The following is a 19283-nucleotide window of genomic DNA, read 5'->3' as shown; positions in this document are numbered from 1 at the left end:
TTTGCAACAACGCAGACGCATACTGTCATGACTATCTGTTAAATATGCATTTCGAGGTTGAAACATAAAACGGGGCGAGTATGTTCGGCTCATGAAGAAGGAGCGCTTGCGTGCGACTTTTTCGGTTAATGGGGATCGGGGAACAGCTTGCTGAACTTCAATACCCCGACCCAATTTAAACTTTGACTGGAGGTCAGATATGAACATTAAGAGCCTTCTTCTCGGCTCCGCTGCAGCCCTCGTTGCAGTTTCTGGCGCTCGTGCAGCTGACGTTGTCGTTGCTGAGCCGGAACCCGTAGAATATGTACGCGTTTGTGACGCTTACGGTGCAGGTTATTTCTATATTCCTGGTACCGAAACTTGCATGCGCATTGGCGGCTACGTCCGCGCCGACATTCATGGCGGTGACAACGTATATGGTCGTCAGGTTGGTAAAACAGGTAAGGGCATTGACCGTGACACCTATCGTTGGCGTTCACGCGGTCAGTTGAGCTTCTTGACAGCAACTGAAACAGAACTCGGCACCTTGCGCACAAACATCACCCTGCGTTCGCAGTGGGATGATGGCGACAACAGCTATACACGTCTTCAGTTCGGTTACATCGAACTCGGCGGCCTTCGCGTTGGTATGGACGAGTCGATCTTCTGGCACTGGAATGGTTATGCCGGCGCTGTGAACAACGACGACGTTGTTAACCCAATGATGTATGCCCGTACAAACGTCATCAGCTACACTTTCAACAACGGCAATGGCTTCTCGGCTATTTTGGGTGTTGAACAGGGTTCTAACGATGCTGACGATGCTGGCGTACGTGGATTCAGAACAGATGTTAATGGTAATGTAGGCTTTAACCGTTCAAAAGAACTTAGCGGTAAAATTGATGACTATACACCAAATATCCTTGCTGGTCTGAAGTTTGTTCAGGGCTGGGGCGGTGTATCCTTGGTTGGCGCTTATGACGCTTATTACGAAGAATGGGCTGCCAAGGCTCGTATCGACGTAAACGTTACCGACCAGTGGAGTGTTTGGTTGATGGCTGGTTACAAGTCAGCTAACGACTACTACGATATCGACGAAAATTATGGTAATCGTGGTGTTACTATAGGTGACCGTGAGTATGATGGTGGCTATCGTAAGTATAAAAATGGCCTTGGCCGTTTCGGTATCTATCGTCAAATCAACTCAATCTATGGTGACTGGGGTGGTGACTGGTCCGTTTGGGGCGGTACAACTTTCAAATTCAACCCGAAGACAAGCCTGAATGCTCAGTTGTCCTATGACGACACAGATACATTTGCCGCTTCGTTGAACGTTCGTTATGAACTCGTTCCTGGTTTGGCAATCATTCCTGAATTGACTTACGTTTCATGGGATGACGATGCCGGTACAGGCTACCGTCATGATATAAACGGCGTCGCTGTTGGTGATAGCGTTCGTACTTCCCTTAAGGGTAAAGACGCTTTCGAAGGCATGATCCGTCTTCAGCGTTCGTTCTAATCCTTTAGGATTAAAACTTATAAAAACCCGGCAGTCGAAACTGCCGGGTTTTTTTATGTCTTGATTGAAAGCTCTATTCGCTGTCTTCTGCTGTCTGGTCAACAGCTTGTGACTGCCGCCCCATAGGCATATATTTTTTTTCATGCTAGGCGATAAAAGGGCTTATCGAACCGGCAAGCTCTATAAAATATATTAAATTGGCCGCTTCATTGATGTTCTGCCATATCCAGATGGATGATAAATCAATATGGCCTATCCATATTATCAAGGCCCGATAATGAATGGGGAACGTCCTTTGAGTAATAAGAATCCAACACCACCGCCCGCATTGCCTCTTATCAATGCATTGCCAGCAACAACGCCCTTCATTGGGCCAGAGGCACTGGAGCGGCAATCAGGACAAATATTCAAAGCCCGTATTGGTGCCAATGAAAGCAGTTTTGGCCCCTCACCCAAAGTCATCGAGACTATCCAGAACTACGGCCATGACATATGGCATTATGGCGATCCTGAAAATTATGATCTGATCCACGCCTTGGCTCGCCATCATTGTCTTGCGCCAAAAGCTATCAATGTCGGTGCGGGTGTCGATGCCTTGCTAGGGCTGGCTGTACGTCTCTATATTGAAAACGACGATGTCGTCATCAACTCGCTTGGCGGCTATCCAACCTTCAATTACCATGTCAATGCCTATGGCGGGCGTCTTGTCCATGTCCCTTACAAGGATTTCAAAAGTGATCTTAATGCATTGGCGCAGGCTGCACACGACCATCATGCAAAAATAGTCTACCTCGCCAATCCTGACAATCCACTTGGCACATGGCATACAGCCAATGCTATCGAAGACTTTATCCGGTCTGTTCCTTCATCAACAATGATTATCCTTGATGAAGCTTATGGCGAATGCGCCCCCGAAGCCGCCTTGCCCCCCATTGACCGTTTATGGCCCAATGTGCTGCGAATGCGTACTTTTTCCAAAGCCTATGCACTGGCCGGTATGCGCTGTGGTTATGTCATCGGCCCAGCTGAAATCATTTCACTCTTTGATAAAATCCGCGATCATTTTGCTATCGGCCTTTTAACTCAGAAAGCTGCTATTGCCGCATTGGATGACCAGACCTATCTTGAACAGAGTATTCAAAAGATTATCGATGGACGCCACCGAATCCAACAAATCGCTCTTGCCCATGATCTAGAGCCGCTTGATTCTGCTGCCAATTTCGTTGCTATCGACTGCGGACACGATGCCACATTTGCGCGCTTTATTCTTGATGACCTAGCCCAGCAAGGTGTCTTTATCCGCAAACCGTCTGTGCCGGTTCTTGATCGTTTAATCCGTGTCAGTGTCGGAAATGATGAAGCATTGGATCTATTCGAAACAGCCTTGGCTCAAACACTCAAATCAGCAAAAGGAGCATAGAATGCACAAAACTGAACACCGCATATTCTGCGCTATTGGCGGACTGTTTGGTGCAGGAGGCATTGCAGCCTATGCTGCCGCGGCGCATCTGGGTGGCCATTTTGAATCAATCGCCCCTATTCTGCTTGGAAACGCACCTTTATTGATTGCTCTTTCCCTATCCAATAGAAGTGGTCTTTTGACCCGTCTAGGCGGTGCTTTGATCATATTAGGCGTCACTCTTTTTACGGGCGATATCGTCATGCGCGAAATGACAGAGCACAAACTCTTTCCCTTTGCCGCACCATTGGGCGGTATGGCCACTATTCTCGGCTGGCTGCTTTTTGTTATTTCTGCACTTGTTCCCCACGATAGACCGCAAGACGAATAAATGAACATCATTTTCTTTTGTCAAAACGGCATCAATAAAACGATACTTGACAAAAGCGGCCATCTCAACAAGAGTCACGGCACCAGGGGAGTCCCGACAAGGGGCTGAGAGATTGATGGCTTTTAAGCAGCGCAATGACCCGTTGAACCTGATCCAGTTCAGACTGGCGTAGGAATGGTGTTGTTGTTCAGAATATATTCTTTACCACCTCATCTATCGCATCGTCAGAGAACATCCCTGATGGAGAGCGGATATGGCAGAAAACAGGCAAAATATCCTCGTCAAAGGCGCAGGTGTCGGTGGCCTTACGGTTGCCTATGAATTGGCTATACGCGGTGCATCGGTTACAGTTAGTGCACCACTTGATGCCCCCATCGGTGCAGCAAGCTGGTTTGCAGGCGGTATGCTGGCCCCTCATTGCGAACATGAAAGCGCAGAAGAACGCGTTGAAACATTGGGCCTACAAGCCATGAAATGGTGGGCGGAAAAATTACCACACCTTGTCCAGCATAATGGCACATTGGTTGTTGCATCTTCACGCGATCGCTCTGAACTCAATCGCTTTGCCAGCCGCACCCGCGGACATCAAAATGTCGATACATCATTTATTGCCAAAATCGAACCCGATCTGGCCGATCGCTTCAATAGCGGACTTTTCTTTGCTGATGAAACCCATATTGATCCACGACAGGCATTATTGGCGCTTAAAGCAATATTGAATGAGCGCGGAGTGCACTTTGTCGACAAAGGTGAAAATGAAACCCCCTATGACACAATTATCGATGCAACAGGCAGATCACAAATTGGCAAAGATCCTTCATTGCGCGGTGTACGAGGAGAAATGCTACTATTGCGTACATCCGAAATCAATCTTTCCCGCCCTATCCGCCTTCTACACCCGCGTATTCCACTTTATATTGTACCGCGTTCGGACCATATTTTCATGGTTGGCGCAACCATGATTGAAAGCGATAGCGATGCCCCTATATCTGCCCGTTCGATGATGGAGTTCTTGAATGCGGCCTATGCACTTCATCCGGCTTTTGGTGAAGCGGAAATCATTGAAGCCGGTATCGGCGTCCGTCCTTCTTATCCCGACAACTTTCCGCGCGTAAGTAAAAGCGGCAACCATATTTCAATTAACGGCTTTTATCGGCATGGCTATCTTTTAGCACCAGCCATGGCAATGGAAGCCGCGCAACTGGCACTGGATTGAACAATGAATATAAGCGTTAATGGTGAAATCCTTCAAACCAAGGCATCTACACTTGAACATCTGCTGTCCGAGCTCGGTTATGAAGGAGAATGGCTAGCAACCGCGCTGAATAGCGCACTTGTACCAACCGATGCACGAAGCACATGTAAAATCAAAGAAGGTGACCGGATCGAAGTCTTAAGTCCGATGCAGGGAGGCTGACATGCTAACACTTTATGGCAAGACATTTTCATCCCGCCTGCTGCTTGGTACGGCCCAATACCCCTCACCGGCTATTTTGGCAACTGCCGTTGAAAAATCGGCGGCTGAAATTGTTACCGTTTCATTGCGGCGAGAAACAGCCGGCGGCAAAAGTGGTGGCCAGTTCTTCCAGATGATCAAGGCACTTAATGTGTCAGTTCTACCCAATACCGCAGGCTGCTTTTCTGTCAAAGAAGCGGTTTTAACCGCCCAAATGGCGCGCGAAGTATTCAAAACCCCGTGGATCAAGGTAGAAATCATCGGCAATCAGGATACATTGCAACCCAATGTCTTTGCCTTGGTAGAAGCGACAAAAATACTGACAGAAGAAGGTTTCGAGGTTTTCCCCTACACAACAGATGATCTGATTGTCGCCGAAAAACTGGCAGAAGCAGGGGCCCGTGTCATTATGCCATGGTGCGCACCAATCGGATCGGCCAAAGGACCGCGTGATACAGACGGATTACGCTCCATTCGCGCCCATTTTCCAGACCTGCCGCTCATTATCGACGCCGGAATCGGCCGTCCCTCCCATGCAACAGCAGCTATGGAGCTTGGCTACGATGCCGTATTGCTCAATACAGCCGTTGCCAAGGCAGGCGATCCGGTCTTGATGGCTGAAGCCTTTGCCAAAGCCATCAATGCAGGCCGTGAAGGCTATCAAGCGGGTCTGCTTGAACCACGCGATATGGCGGTTCCCTCAACACCTGTTATCGGACAAGCCGTCTTTTCATAAAACCCCTTTCTCTATGCAAGGTCAGTATTCCATGAAACTTGATCCCTTCTATCTCATTGTTGACAGTGCCGACTGGATTGAACGGCTTATTCCCCTTGGTGTCAGCTTGGTACAACTGCGGATGAAAGATAAAGACGAAACAACGCTTCGCAGCCATATTCGCCGTTCAAAAGAAATTTGTGCGCAATATGGCTGTCAGTTGATCATCAATGACTATTGGAAAATAGCCATTGAAGAACAATGCAATTTTATCCATCTGGGGCAGGAAGATCTGGCTGAAGCCGATCTTGCCGCCATAAAAAAAGCCGGGCTAAAACTTGGCGTTTCCACCCATGATGGCGAAGAGCTGGATATAGCGCTTGCTGCCAAACCCGATTACATTGCACTGGGGCCTGTTTATCCGACAATCTTGAAAAAGATGAAATGGGCGCCCCAAGGACTTGAAAAAGTTACTGGCTGGAAAAAACAGATCGGCCATATTCCCCTTGTCGGCATTGGCGGCCTGACACCTGAACGCGTAACGGGTGTTCTAGAAGCTGGTGCCGATAGTGCAGCCGTTGTCACGGATATATTGCTTCATGATACCCCTGAAAAACGTGTTGACGAATGGATCGAAGTGACGGCAAAATGGCGTTAAAAATCCTCACCATTGCGGGCACAGACCCAACAGGCGGCGCGGGCATTATCCGTGACATTGAGACATTTTCCGCTTTCAAGCTTGGCGCCGCCATGGCCATTACATCAGTCAATGTACAGGATGATCATACCGTTACATCTGTCAACCCGCTGGATCCAACTATCGTCAGTGGACAGATAAGGGCAGCACTTGGTACAGGCAAAATTGCCGCCATAAAAATCGGCCAGATTGCAACACCGGAAATTGCACGTATCATTGTCGAAGATATTCGACACTATCCTACACTGCCTATCATACTGGATCCCGTCCTCGGTGCCTCGTCAGGTAGTCCATTGGCAAAAAAAGGGCTGATCGAAATCATCACATCAATGCTTTTGCCACTTGTCTCATTAGTAACCCCCAACTTACCAGAGCTTGCACTTTTAAGCGATGAGCCTATTGCAGATGCAGAAGAGACCATCAACCGCCAAGCACAAAAGCTAATGCACTTCGGTGCAAAGGCAGTCCTTGCCAAAGGCGGCCACGGGCAAGGTAACAATGCCATTGACAGGCTTTATACAGCACATAAAACCTTTTCATTTTCCAATCCACGCCTTGATACGACCATGCGTGGTACCGGTTGCACTTTATCCAGCGCCATTGCAGTCGGCCTTGTCCAAGGACACACCATGAACGAAGCAATCAGACAGGCCAAAGATTACGTCACACAATTAATGCAAGGCTCACTAACATGCTGATTGGCGTGCTAAAAAGCTCTTTATTAAAGACTTACCACCAAGCCTTTGCCAGTTGAGGCCCATTTCACGCCCCTCCCCAATACTCATAAAAGTTCGCCCATGTGGCGATACTTCGCCAATGAGCAGACTTGTCAAATCGGGACATTGTGCCAGAGGCGAAAAATCCTGAACCGACGTATTGCAGACATTAACGAATTTCAGCTTTTTCAAATGTGCCAATGGCGCCAGATCATGAATTAAAGTGCCTCCAAAATGAACATGCTCCAACAGGGGATAGCGGGAAATGCCCGATAAGTCACGAAGGTCGCTTCGAGCGGCACACATCCATTGAAGAGAGGGCAATTCAGGCAGGCCGGCAAGTGTTGTCAGCCTTGTGTCATCAAACATTAGCTTTTTCAACGCTTGCAATTGCGGCAAAAGCCAAAGATCAGTTATGGTACTATAGCTTAGTGAAAGACGACAAAGATGCTGTTTATCCTGCAAAAATGCCAGTTCGATAACCGGTAATCGATCAAGCTCCAAAACTTCCAGTTTCGTTAAAGAGGCAATAGGCGACAGGTCTTCTACCAATGTATGGCCAATATCAAGCGTTGTCATGGCATGCAGATTTTTTAGTGCTGAAATATCAGTAAGATCAGTGCCATTGACCATCAATTTTGTCAGAGCGTAAGCATTTTCAAAAATATCAAGCGAGGTCAGTGCTTTTCCAATTGGATAAGTTGATCGACGATAATCAACTTCATGATGGCGTGGTGCGCCGGGCGGAGGCTCGTTGCATAAAGCGCAATAGCGCAATTGATAAGCATGGCGTAAAGCAGAAAGATCGCCAACATATGTATTGCCAAGATCAATACTTCTTAATTGCTCCATTTCGGCAATCACATCAATGGAAGAAACTTTGGTTTCCTGAATATCGATCTCTTGTAACCCTATAGAGCGTGAAAGCGGAGAAATATCATGGATATTCGTATGAGAGGCACAGAATGACTTAAGATTTTCTAATTCAGACAAAGGCGAGAGATCATGCACTTTTGTCTCGCTCAAATCAATTTCACACAATTGGTTTAAGCCACGCAAAGGTGAAAGATCAGTAATATTTGTTCCGCACAGATTGAGACGCTTTAATTGGGTGAGTTTCTCCACCCCTTCAAGACTGTCCAGATATTCCTCATCAGGCAAGACATAAGGACTGTAAAAATCAAGTTCTTCCGTATCAAGCGGAATCTCTTGCCCATGAATTGTAATAGTACCGCCCATATATTGTTGTTTCTTTCTGATTTTGTGCGATATGATAAAAAAATGTCCAATCGTATTGAGATCATCACAGCTGATATTACAATGCTTCATGTCGACGCTATCGTCAATGCAGCCAATCATTCACTATTGGGCGGAGGTGGTGTTGATGGTGCGATCCATCATGCAGCAGGACCCAAGCTATTGGAAGAATGTCGGACATTGCATGGCTGCAAGACAGGCGAGGCAAAAATTACCCAAGGTTATCAACTGCCCGCCCGCTTTGTCATTCATACGGTCGGCCCAGTTTGGCATGGCGGACATCATAACGAACCTGAATTGCTCGCAGCCTGTTACCAGAATTCTTTACAAATCGCTTGTGATCATCAATTCCAAAGCATTGCTTTTCCTGCTATTTCAACCGGTGTTTATAGATTTCCGCCACAACAGGCTGCCCAAATCGCTGTCAAAACAGTCAAAAACTGGATTCCAAAATATGATTTTCCTCAAAAAATCATATTTTGTTGCTTTTCCAAAGAAACCGCAACATTTCATCAAAAGGCATTGCATGGCGAATAGTACCCCACCAAACATGATCAAAATGGGAACCGGCTATGGCCTACCTGAAACAATGGTGACACGTTCTTTTTTAGAAGCCTATGGCATCCCTGTCTGGCTAACAAACTGTCATATGGTTGCCATCAACCCCCATAAAGTCCATGGACTTCAAGGAATGGAACTTTATATACCAACAGAGCATGCACACGATGCCGCTCTGCTTCTTTCAAGTCTTGAGCCCGATCCGCAATATGGCTGCGCCGCCAAGAAAAAATGCCGTTGGCTCATCAAGCTCTTTATTGTTTTGTTGCTTTTAGCCATTCTGGAATTTGTTGTCATGAGCGTATTGCATCTATTTTTTCCGGAAACAATACTGGCTATTCAAATAGCACAATATGCTATTATGGAAATGACAGGAATTTATCTCTCATTTATTGGCTTTTTTATATTTTTCTGTTCACTCTTCATCAGTTATTTTGTGCCCCGCGCCATCGGGTTTTTCAGGGTTCCACAAGAAGAAATTGCTCTCCTTCAATCACGCATAACAGACACACCATCTCATATGGAAAAATTTGATGGGTGACTGGTTGCTGATGATTATAGCCATCCTACCATCACTCCGGTCTCTATAAAGACCGGAGTGATGGTTGACTTTAAGTGGCTTTTTGCCCAAAAAGAACTTTTTGGGCTTCCTTATCGGTAGCCAGATTCCTGCGCAAATCCTTGCCCAAATCAAGCCCCTTTTGAACAGCCGGACGGGAGCGGACGGTTTTCAGCCAACGGAATAGATGCGGAAAATCTTCCGGCTTCTGATCATAGGCTTCATAATTCGACACCCAGCCGATACAAGCTATATCGGCAATAGAATAATGATCGGCAAGATATTCATTTTCAGCCAGACGACGGTCCATCACCCCATAAAGCCGATTGACCTCATTGGTATAACGCTCAATGCCATATGGTACCTTTTCGGGCGCATAATTGCGGAAATGTCCCGCCTGCCCCGACATAGGACCGAGACCGCCTATCTGCCACATCAACCACTCTTCGACCATAACACGATTACGTTCTTCCTGAGGATAGAAACGGTTGAACTTGCGCCCCAGATACATCAAAATCGCACCTGATTCAAACACACTGATCGGCTGACCATCGGGCCCTTCAGGGTCAACAATGGCAGGCATGCGGTTATTGGGCGATATGGCTAAAAATTCCGGCTGAAACTGGTCGCCTTTGCCAATATTAATATAATTGACATTATAAGGAATCCCGAGTTCCTCCAACATGATGGAAATCTTCCAACCATTGGGCGTCGGCCAGTAATAAAGCTGGATCGGTCTGGTTTGCGATAGCATTATCTATCCTCTTCATCGTTCGCCATTATCTATAAGCATATAGGAGGATAGCCAGAACATGAACACCTGATGAATGAATATCTCAGCCTACATTCAAACACATTCTTATAGAATAGAGAGAATATCAAGGAGTAGATAGCATGTTGATCCGTCGTATATCCATTTTATCCATTGCCATTCTATCCATCAGCCTTGCATGTGGCAGTGCGCTTTATTACAGCAAATCAACAGCTTCAACACCATGGATTGATCCTGTTATAACCAGTAGTCTTCGATAAAGGCTGGCAAACCAGACCGCCTATCCGTATATAGGACATATGAAAAACAATGGCGCTCTAAAAAACGTAACACCACTGGCTACAATCTGGCTCATCGGAGTGGTTCTGCTAACCCTGCCCTTATTGGGTAGTCTGATGAACAGTGTACACCCGTTTTTTGATTCACTCGCCGATATTCGCATACCGCTTGCTATTTTGACCATTCTATTGACATTACCGCTCTTTCTCACACCACTCAAAAAACAGGCCTTGATGATGATCATATTTGCCTTGATGATTGTCTCATTTAGCAAACAGACAGGCGGCATCAAAGCGCAAGGCGCCAACGCAGAAAAGACGATATTCAAACTTGTCCAGATCAACCTGCGGTATAATAATCCAACCCCACAAAAACTGATTGCACTGATTGAAAAAGAACAACCAGATATTTTGACTTTTCAAGAAGCCTCAAAACAATGGCAGCCAGTCTTGAAAGCTATCAGCAAGCTTATGGGGAATAACATGCACCAATGCAAAAAAGAAAATGACAGGATTGGTGCCAATGGCATTATTTTTTCCCGTAAAAGAACCACACAAGCCATTTATGATGTGCCCAATTGCATCTATGCACAAACAACACGCGGCATTTTGATCGGTTATTCTCTCCCCCTAGAAGATAATCCTATGCAAACAATAGATGTCTTTTCAGCACATCTATCCTGGCCATGGCCTTATGGACAGAATCGACAGCTTAACGAGTTGGAACAGTGGTTCATGCAACGCTATGACCATAACCAAACACGCAACCATGCAATGATTGTTGCCGGTGATTTCAATGCTGTAACATGGAGTAATACAGTCCGAAAATTGGAAAAAACTACCCATACGCGCCATATTGCAGGACTGGGCAACACCTTCCTCTCCTATCAATTTCCATCTTTTATGCGGCCTGTTTTCGGCCTACCGATCGATCAGGTGCTGGTGTCCGATACGATCCACGTCATCCGTGCAGGAACGCTTCCCTCCATTGGCTCCGATCATCTTCCGGTCGTGATCGAATTTCAATTAAACGATAACTGATTTGATTGTATCCTATATCACCTGTTAGAAACGGCTCTCCTTGTGTTTGCAAATGGAATGTTAGTATCGGCTATCACCCCATGGTGTTACCACCTTCCACTACATACTATCGCCCAAACAGTTGGCCTAAAAATTTAATCTTGGCGTTGTCTTTGTGTTTTCTGGACACTGGCATATAGACAATCTCGCATTTTACCCGAGACACTGTAAGTACAAAGATGTTCATGAGGATATTTTGCAACCTCCAACTCACATCAAAACATCCACAGGCAAGATAAGCGTTATTGATGTTCTTCATCTTGAGGACTGACATTGGCATTGTGATGATGTAAGACAGCACAGGACCAAACTGTCGACGATACCCGCAGGATAATGGATGTGACTGAAAACCGCTTTACTTTTGACGATATACTGCACTTTTACGAAAGTGCCGGCGTTGACTGTGCCCTATCGGAAAAGCCACATAACCGTTTTATAGAAAGCGAAGAATCCGCACATCGTCGCGAAGTGGCTTTTGTTGTCAAAAAGCCTGCAGAAAAAAATCCGCCAATCAAACCGACATCTCCACGCCTGTCTACACCTGCCCCTATCCCAGGCGAGAGTGAAATCAACAATGCCATAAATGCCGCACAGCAAGCAGGAACATTGGAAGAACTACGTACCGCTCTGGAACATTTTAGCGGCTGCGGGTTAAAATTTACGGCAAAAAACACCTCCTTTGATGATGGTACCCCGAATAGCCCTCTTATGTTTATTGGCGAGGCTCCCGGTCGCGACGAAGATATTCAAGGTAAACCTTTTGCCGGTCTTAGCGGTGCATTATTAAACCGTATGCTTACGGCAATCGGCTTGAACCGCGATAGCGTCTATCTCGCCAATATAATATTCTGGCGCCCGCCAGGTGACCGTGCTCCAACTGCTGCCGAAACTGAAATCTGTCGTCCATTCATTGAACGACAGATTGAATTGGCCAATCCTAAAATTCTTATCGCAATGGGTGGCCCTGCCGCGCAACTCTTGACGGGTGGGAAACAAGCTATTGTACGTCTGCGCGGCCATTGGCACGACTATAAAACATCTACCGGACAGTCATTGCCATTAATGGCAACATTGCATCCCAACCATTTGTTACGGTTTCCGGCACAAAAGAAACTTGCATGGCAAGATCTCCTTGAAATCAAAGCCAGACTCGACAGTCTGTAACCCAAAATATAGTCTATATTTTTAAAATGGATTTTTCAAAACACCGCTATCGTTAGGCTGTTCTATTTATTTCTATACAATGCAGCACGACGGCTGCCTATGCCGGAAAAACACCAAAGAAAGAAACTCAATTCACATGCACGTTAGTTTTTGCAAAGAGCATTGCCGATTGAATAATGAAAGCTTAGGATCAATATCAATAATAGTGCTCTATCAGGATATTAATCATGAATGCCCCATCCCGCCCTGTTTTTCACCTCGAAGACTATCAACAGACACCTTATGCAATCGAAAAAACAGAACTTGATTTCTCCCTCTATCCTGAAAACACACTTGTCAAAGCAAGCCTTACCTTCAAAAGACGTGATGGCATAAAGCCGAGCACTAAGCTGGAACTGGCCGGTGACGATGTCAAACTGCTGCGTGTCGCCATAAATGGCGAAACACTTTCTGCTGAGCACTATAGCGCATCAGCCAAAAAGCTTGAGCTGACCCCACCGGATGCAACCAGCTTTAATGTTACAATCGAGACCGAAATCAACCCAAAAGCCAACCGCCAATTGATGGGACTTTATCTTTCCAATGGCGTTTTCTGTACCCAATGTGAAGCCGAAGGCTTTCGCCGGATTACCTATTTCTATGATCGACCCGATATATTGTCTGTCTATAGCGTGCGTATCGAAGCAGATAAAAAAAGTTGTCCTATTCTGCTATCCAACGGCAATCTTCTGGAAGAAGGCGATCTTGATTCCGGCCGCCATTTTGCACTTTGGCATGATCCCCATCCCAAGCCTTCCTATCTATTTGCACTGGTCGCCGGTGACCTCGACAGCATCCATGATCGTTTTACCACCATGTCCGGACGCAATGTACAACTGGGCGTCTATGTCGAAAAAGGCAAGCAATCACGCGCCCATTATGCCATGGATGCCCTGAAACGTTCATTCGCATGGGATGAAAAACGTTTTGGCCGCGAATATGATCTTGATCTTTTCAATATTGTCGCCGTATCGGATTTTAATATGGGCGCCATGGAAAACAAAGGCCTCAATATTTTTAACGACAAATATGTATTGGCCGACCCGCATACAGCAACGGACAATGACTATGATGGTATTGAACGGGTTATTGCGCATGAATATTTTCATAACTGGACTGGTGACCGTATCACCTGCCGTGACTGGTTCCAGCTGTGCTTGAAGGAAGGGCTGACGGTCTATCGCGATCAGGAATTTTCATCCGACGAACGGGTCCGTCCCGTCAAGCGCATTGCCGATATCCGTACCTTGAAAGCCGCCCAGTTTCCTGAAGATAGCGGACCACTTGCCCATCCGGTACGGCCGCGGCAATACAGCGAAATCAATAATTTCTATACGGCAACCATTTATGAAAAAGGGGCTGAAGTCGTACGGATGATCCATACATTGCTGGGTGAAGCACTATTTCGCAAAGGCATGGATCTCTATTTTAAGCGGCATGACGGCGAAGCCTGTACAATTGAAGATTTTATCCAGTGTTTTGCCGATATATCAGGCCACGATTTCAGCCAATTCATGCTCTGGTACGAGCAGGCAGGCACACCACAGCTCGATGTCAATGAAACCTATCAGGACGGCACCTATCAGTTGACAATCCGCCAATCTATCCCGCCAACACCGGGGCAGACAAACAAAAAACCGATGGTCATACCGGTGCGTCTCGGCTTTATTGGACCAGATGGCAAGGATATGCAGCTTGAAACCGGCAATATGATCAATAACGGCGTTTTTGTTTTAAAAGAACAGGAACAGACGCTAACAATCCCTCATTGTCCGCAAAAGCCAGTTGTTTCATTCTTGCGTGATTTTTCTGCACCTGTTCAAGTCTCCTTTGCACGCGACCGTCAGGAATTGTTTTTTCTTGCTGCCTACGATAGCGATGATGTCAATCGCTGGCAGGCTCTAAACAGCTTGCTAAGCGATCATCTGGTCGCCGCATCCAAAGGCCATATCGATGAAACGGAACGGGCCGCTCTTGCCGATAGTATCGCGAAAATTGCGAGCGATGAAACACTTGATCCGGCTTTTCGCGCCATGAGCCTGAGTTTCCCCGGTGAAAATGACATTGCTCGCGCCATTGGTCAGGACGTCGATCCACAGGCTATTTTTTCAGCCCGTCAACGCTTCATACTCTTTGTCGCCCAAAACAAGCTTGATATTTTCAATGCGCTGCATCGCAACCTGCCACGGGCCAAGCATTATTCACCCGATACCCGCCAATCAGGGATAAGAGCACTTTCCAATTTGCTGCTTGATTATATTTCCATCGCCAAAAACGATGCTTCAGATGCAGTCAACCACTTCAACAGTGCCGATAATATGACGGATAAAATAGCCGCACTCAATATTCTTGTCCATCGTTTTAGCACCAGCTTAGAAGCCAAAAATGCGCTTCATGCTTTTGAAGAAGAATTCGGTCAGGACCCGCTGGTTATGGATAAATGGTTCAGCACCCAGGCCATGGTTGCTGGCCCCCATACGCTTGATGATGTAAAAAAACTGATGCAGCATCATCTGTTCTCGCTAGATAACCCCAATCGTACTCGTGCCCTGATTGCTGTCTTCGCGGCCGGTAATCCAACAGGTTTTCATCGCGAAGACGGTGCAGCCTATACATTTTTTACCGATCTCATTGTCATGATTGATAAGGAAAATCCGCAGCTTTCTGCACGTCTTGCCACAATATTGCGTAACTGGAAGCAATATGAGCCTATTAGACGCGAAAAGCTGAAAAAAGCATTGGGCCGCATAGCGGATGAAAAGAGTTTGTCAACTGATTTGGCAGATATCATAACCAGAATGCTGGCATAAAGCGTCAAAAACAAAAGGTTAACGCAAATATTAAATTTCTATTAATGCTTATAAATTAAGCTCTTATAATGAAATTTAATTTTTTATTAAAAAAACACTGGACAACACGAATCAGTTTTGATTCATTGCGCTCGTTCGGGTTTGTTGCGTGCCGAATCAGTTTTCCGTTTTTACATTATTTTTTTGAGGGGGCCAGCAATGGCAGAATTGGACGCGTTTAACGCGCCCACACAGACGTTTGTTGATCAAAAGCCTGACGCTAAAAAACGCTCAGGCCGATCAGCCCATGTCGACCTGCTTTCAGGGCCGGCCTATCAGCGTTTGCTGAAGGTGGAACCATGGCTGCGCCGTTCTGTTCCAATCCTTATATTGGCCTTTCTCGTCATTATCCTTGTTGTGCGCTGCCTATCGCTTTATGAATGGCGCCAGAATATAGAACTGGCCTCTCGCAGTGCTTTGACACTTTCAACCAGCCATATTGCCAGCTCCATTGATCGGGCCTTATTGACTCAGACAGACACAGATGCACCGACACTGGATGCTTCCCGATTACAAAATCTGCTTTTTGATTTCCGCACGCAAAGCCTGATCAGTGCATCGGCAAAGATTGCTATCGTAGACAAAGATGGCAATGTGGTTGCCGCCTCCGGTCTTGAACCGGTTCTGGGGAAAAATCTGTCTACCATCATTACCAATGCACAACCGCTTTTTGTCTTTGGCGCCAGTGCCGGTGTTATGCCGGTCAAACTTGACAGTGTCCCTTCCCTTGCTTCTTTCAATCAAGCGGGCAACGGTGATTATGGTGTGTTTGTCAGCGAGGCAACACAAGATATATTTGCGGATTGGCGCAAAAGCGTATCACTTAACATTACCCTTTTTGCCGGTACTTGCGGTGTCATGCTGGCCATTCTCTATGCCTATTACAGCCAAGCCGCACGGGCACGTGACGCCGATGACATTTCAGAAAAAATCCAGAGCCGTATTGCAATGGCTATGCTACGCGGACGTTGCGGCCTATGGGACTGGAATATGGCCAGCGGTCGTGTTTACTGGTCACGCTCCATGTATGAAATGCTGGGTTACAAACCACAAGATGCGCTCCTTTCCATTTCGGAAATTACTAAAATTATCAATCCGATGGATGTAGACTTTTATGATATTGCCGAACGGGTATTAAACGGCGAAACCAATCATGTAGATATCAATGTTCCTATGCGCCATGCCGATGGGCATTATGTCTGGATGCGTATTCGTGCCGAAGTCGCAGAAGGCGACGAGCCACACCTTGTCGGTATTTCTTTTGACGTCAGCGAACAGCACCAGTTTGCAGAAGAAACAGCCCAGGCTGATTTGCGCATCCGCGATGCTATTGAAAACATATCTGAATCTTTTGTTCTTTGGGATGCCGATGACCGTCTAGTCATGTCCAACAGCAAGTTCCGTGAATATGCCGGGCTTTCAAATGAGGCACTGGTTCCCGGTGTCAAGCGAACTGTGATAGAAGCCAAAATTCGCGCGGCCATCAGTGAACGGGCCATGGGAGAAGATGCTCTTGGCAATAGTACTGTCGAGCGCCAAATGGCAGATGGCACATGGCTTAAAATCAACGAACGTCTGACAGGTGACGGCGGTTTTGTCTCTGTTGGTACCGACATTTCCGAACTCAAAGCCCAGCAAAAACGACTGGAAGAACAAGAACGCCGCCTCATGGGTGTTATTCAGGATTTGCGTCATGCACGTGAAGCACAATTCCAGCGCACTGCAGAAGTCGAAAAGCTCAATGAAAGCCTGCAAATCGAAAAAGAACGCGCTGAAAGCGCCAATAAATCGAAATCCGAGTTTCTCGCCAATATGTCCCATGAATTCCGTACGCCACTCAATGCTATTCTGGGCTTTTCAGAAATCATGCTTCAATCGATTTTCGGCCCCTTGGGCTCCGATCGTTATGTCGGTTATATGAATAACATACATAAGACCGGCAAACATCTGCTTGCGCTGACAGAAGACATTCTGGAAATGTCGAAGATTGAAGCTGGAAAATTCGAACTCATGTGCGAAGAAGCCGATGTGAGTGAAATTCTAGATGAAGCATTACATGTTCTTGAACCTCAGGCCCAAGAAAAGAATGTAGCCCTCAATAGCAAAGTAACAACGCCTGCCCTGACAAGAGTTGACCGCCGCGCCATTCTTCAGGTTTTCTTGAACCTGCTTTCCAATGCCGTCAAGTTCACACCTTCCGGCGGCACTATTTCAGTAAATGCTAATCATAAAGGTAATATGCTGACATTTTCAATTATAGATACCGGTGTCGGCATTCCACAAGAAGCGATTGCTAAATTGGGGCAACCATTCGAACAGGTTGAAAATCAATTTACCAAAACCCATACAGGCTCAGGTCTCGGCCTTGCCATCTCGCGCTCTCTGGTAGAACTCCATGGCGGAACACTGACGATCAAATCGAAAGAAGGAAAAGGCACAACCGTGACTTTCACCTTGCCTCTTTCGGCATAAGAAATCCCAAAGTCCTAGTAATCCAGCCTTGGATCAGGGTTACATTTAAGCTCTGTTATCCGTTTAGCGCTTAATGCTGCAGCCCGTTCAGGCCCACTTCGACATGCTGGCAAACTGATAAATTGATAACTCTTTTTCTTCAAACAGGCTTCAACAAAACGATCGCGTAGATTACCATTTTGGTCATAGCTGCGGCTTGACGGCGCAATATACATACCGCCAACACGGTCACAATAACGATAACCATGACGGGTTCTATAACAGCTGATGAAGCCCGGATCATAAATTCCGGGATCAACCTCGGTGACCATTGCTTGCGGTATCTGCTTGAAAGAGGCAATCCGGCACTGGTCAAGATCGCTTTGCTTGGCAGAAACCGGCGTATTCGCCTTATAGAGCATAAGGTGGTTGATCGGCATACAAGCACTGACAAGAAAAAGCCCCATACCCAGAACAGCTATTCTTTCCATTAAAAGCCTCGCTTATTTATAAAGAGACCATTTTCCATCCTGCCAACGATAGAGATTATTGGTCACTGGATAGGCTACATCAGAAGTATCGGCGCTGATCTTACGCAGAAATGAAACCGCCTCTTCATCATTATCAAATGTATAAGCCACCATATTGCGTGAAAGGAATAAGACAACCGGATTGGCCTTGTTCTCGTCAACAACCTGTTGCCAATAAGATGGATAAAAAGCAAAGCTTGCTTCATAATAATCATCTATCAAGATAACATTGATGGGGCCGGCCTGTTCTATCTTAAAAGGAGTCTCTCGGAGATAGCGGGCAAGATTTTCTTCTGCTTTTTGACGTAAAGCCACAGCATCCATTTTCAATGTATCAAGATCATCCGGCATAATATAGGAAACTTTATTATCATCATCATTGACAAAAAGCTGGATAAGCCCGTCAGCGACAGGAAAACTTGGTAGCGGTTCAACGTTTTTTCCCACCTGTTGACGTATGCCATCAATAAAGTCCGATGGCTTCAAAACCGGCATAATCTTATCTGGATCAATGGCATGACCAACCTTTTGTTGTGTGTCCTCCAATGTTGCAAAGAAATACTCAATCTCGCCGTTTCGGACATCCAGATCGCGTGAACGCAAAACTTGTAGAAGATTGACAAGATAGATATGTTGAATATCCTCGGTTTTTTTTTGCCGGATAGAAAAAGAACCATCCTGAGGCTCATAGGTAGCGACCATATCCGGCAACAAACACCCCATAAAAGGACTTAAAAACGTTGCCAATGTCGATGGATTTTCCAGCACCTCGTCATCAATCCGACCTGTTACACATGCATCGGCATAGGCAGCTCCGACAAAACTGGGCAAACTCAATAATACAACCCATAATATTCCTATTCTCTGTATCATC

Annotated in this window: 19 protein-coding genes and 1 riboswitch; of the genes, 15 read left to right on the top strand and 4 right to left on the bottom strand. The window is 46.3% G+C overall.

Annotated elements, in window-relative coordinates; genetic code table 11:
- Positions 1–199: 199 nt before the first annotated feature.
- The 8 genes from ACYZ97_RS02600 (at position 200) to thiD (ending at position 6854) form a co-directional block, all read left to right on the top strand.
- Positions 200–1498: a porin gene (locus ACYZ97_RS02600; RefSeq protein ID WP_473299945.1), complete on the top strand. Its 1299-nt coding sequence runs from the start codon at positions 200–202 to the stop codon at positions 1496–1498.
- Positions 1499–1775: 277 nt separating this feature from the next.
- On the top strand, positions 1776–2918 hold the full coding sequence (locus ACYZ97_RS02595) for a pyridoxal phosphate-dependent aminotransferase (RefSeq protein ID WP_473299944.1): 1143 nt from the start codon (positions 1776–1778) through the stop codon (positions 2916–2918).
- Between the two features lies 1 nt (position 2919).
- On the top strand, positions 2920–3288 hold the full coding sequence (locus tag ACYZ97_RS02590; RefSeq protein ID WP_473299943.1) for a DUF423 domain-containing protein: 369 nt from the start codon (positions 2920–2922) through the stop codon (positions 3286–3288).
- Between the two features lie 74 nt (positions 3289–3362).
- A riboswitch (TPP riboswitch) is annotated at positions 3363–3481 on the top strand.
- A gap of 60 nt (positions 3482–3541) precedes the next feature.
- The gene (gene thiO, locus ACYZ97_RS02585; protein WP_473299942.1) at positions 3542–4504 is read left to right on the top strand and encodes a glycine oxidase ThiO; all 963 of its coding nucleotides are present in this window, start codon (positions 3542–3544) and stop codon (positions 4502–4504) included.
- Positions 4505–4507: 3 nt separating this feature from the next.
- Positions 4508–4705, top strand: coding sequence for a sulfur carrier protein ThiS (thiS, locus tag ACYZ97_RS02580; protein WP_473299941.1), 198 nt, complete (start codon positions 4508–4510; stop codon positions 4703–4705).
- Between the two features lies 1 nt (position 4706).
- Complete coding sequence (locus ACYZ97_RS02575; protein ID WP_473299940.1) at positions 4707–5480, top strand: thiazole synthase; 774 nt, start codon at positions 4707–4709, stop codon at positions 5478–5480.
- A 31-nt stretch (positions 5481–5511) separates the two neighbouring features.
- Positions 5512–6117, top strand: coding sequence for a thiamine phosphate synthase (locus tag ACYZ97_RS02570; RefSeq protein ID WP_473299939.1), 606 nt, complete (start codon positions 5512–5514; stop codon positions 6115–6117).
- Positions 6087–6854, top strand: a complete 768-nt coding sequence (gene thiD / locus ACYZ97_RS02565) for a bifunctional hydroxymethylpyrimidine kinase/phosphomethylpyrimidine kinase (RefSeq protein WP_473299938.1) — start codon at positions 6087–6089, stop codon at positions 6852–6854. Before ACYZ97_RS02570 ends, thiD begins: the two co-directional genes overlap by 31 nt.
- Here thiD and ACYZ97_RS02560 read toward each other — a convergent pair.
- The gene (locus ACYZ97_RS02560; RefSeq protein ID WP_473299937.1) at positions 6843–8111 is read right to left on the bottom strand and encodes a leucine-rich repeat domain-containing protein; all 1269 of its coding nucleotides are present in this window, start codon (positions 8109–8111) and stop codon (positions 6843–6845) included. The two genes, thiD and ACYZ97_RS02560, sit on opposite strands and share 12 nt — an antisense overlap.
- Before the next feature lie 42 nt (positions 8112–8153).
- Here ACYZ97_RS02560 and ACYZ97_RS02555 point away from each other — a divergent pair, with 42 nt between their 5' ends.
- Together ACYZ97_RS02555 and ACYZ97_RS02550 are read left to right on the top strand one after the other, a co-directional pair.
- Complete coding sequence (locus ACYZ97_RS02555; protein ID WP_473299936.1) at positions 8154–8666, top strand: O-acetyl-ADP-ribose deacetylase; 513 nt, start codon at positions 8154–8156, stop codon at positions 8664–8666.
- On the top strand, positions 8656–9228 hold the full coding sequence (locus ACYZ97_RS02550; RefSeq protein WP_473299935.1) for a hypothetical protein: 573 nt from the start codon (positions 8656–8658) through the stop codon (positions 9226–9228). The genes ACYZ97_RS02555 and ACYZ97_RS02550 overlap by 11 nt, the downstream gene beginning before the upstream one ends.
- 70 nt (positions 9229–9298) lie before the next feature.
- Here the strand turns inward: ACYZ97_RS02550 and ACYZ97_RS02545 are convergent, their stop codons facing one another.
- The gene (locus ACYZ97_RS02545) at positions 9299–10000 is read right to left on the bottom strand and encodes a glutathione S-transferase N-terminal domain-containing protein (protein WP_473299934.1); all 702 of its coding nucleotides are present in this window, start codon (positions 9998–10000) and stop codon (positions 9299–9301) included.
- 140 nt (positions 10001–10140) lie between these two features.
- On the opposite strand from ACYZ97_RS02545, the gene ACYZ97_RS02540 reads away from it, so the two are divergent.
- The 5 genes from ACYZ97_RS02540 to ACYZ97_RS02520 all read left to right on the top strand — a co-directional run bounded on the left by ACYZ97_RS02540 (position 10141) and on the right by ACYZ97_RS02520 (position 17900).
- Positions 10141–10278 (top strand): hypothetical protein, encoded by a 138-nt coding sequence (locus tag ACYZ97_RS02540; RefSeq protein ID WP_473299933.1) that lies wholly within the window; start codon positions 10141–10143, stop codon positions 10276–10278.
- 39 nt (positions 10279–10317) lie between these two features.
- Complete coding sequence (locus ACYZ97_RS02535) at positions 10318–11337, top strand: endonuclease/exonuclease/phosphatase family protein (protein ID WP_473299932.1); 1020 nt, start codon at positions 10318–10320, stop codon at positions 11335–11337.
- A 378-nt stretch (positions 11338–11715) separates the two neighbouring features.
- Positions 11716–12540: a uracil-DNA glycosylase gene (locus ACYZ97_RS02530; RefSeq protein ID WP_473299931.1), complete on the top strand. Its 825-nt coding sequence runs from the start codon at positions 11716–11718 to the stop codon at positions 12538–12540.
- 227 nt (positions 12541–12767) lie between these two features.
- The gene (gene pepN, locus ACYZ97_RS02525) at positions 12768–15389 is read left to right on the top strand and encodes an aminopeptidase N (protein WP_473299930.1); all 2622 of its coding nucleotides are present in this window, start codon (positions 12768–12770) and stop codon (positions 15387–15389) included.
- 198 nt (positions 15390–15587) lie between these two features.
- Positions 15588–17900 (top strand): PAS domain-containing sensor histidine kinase, encoded by a 2313-nt coding sequence (locus ACYZ97_RS02520; protein ID WP_473299929.1) that lies wholly within the window; start codon positions 15588–15590, stop codon positions 17898–17900.
- A gap of 14 nt (positions 17901–17914) precedes the next feature.
- On the opposite strand, the gene ACYZ97_RS02515 is transcribed toward ACYZ97_RS02520, so the two are convergent.
- Positions 17915–18370, bottom strand: coding sequence for a hypothetical protein (locus ACYZ97_RS02515; RefSeq protein WP_473299928.1), 456 nt, complete (start codon positions 18368–18370; stop codon positions 17915–17917).
- Positions 18371–18382: 12 nt separating this feature from the next.
- The gene (locus ACYZ97_RS02510; protein WP_473299927.1) at positions 18383–19282 is read right to left on the bottom strand and encodes a DUF1444 domain-containing protein; all 900 of its coding nucleotides are present in this window, start codon (positions 19280–19282) and stop codon (positions 18383–18385) included.
- Between the last annotated feature and the right edge of the window lies 1 nt (position 19283).

The sequence above is a fragment of the Bartonella sp. bp_1 genome (assembly GCF_055808085.1).
Note: the sequence above shows the minus strand (reverse complement) of the source record. Positions and strands in the feature narration are given on the sequence as shown.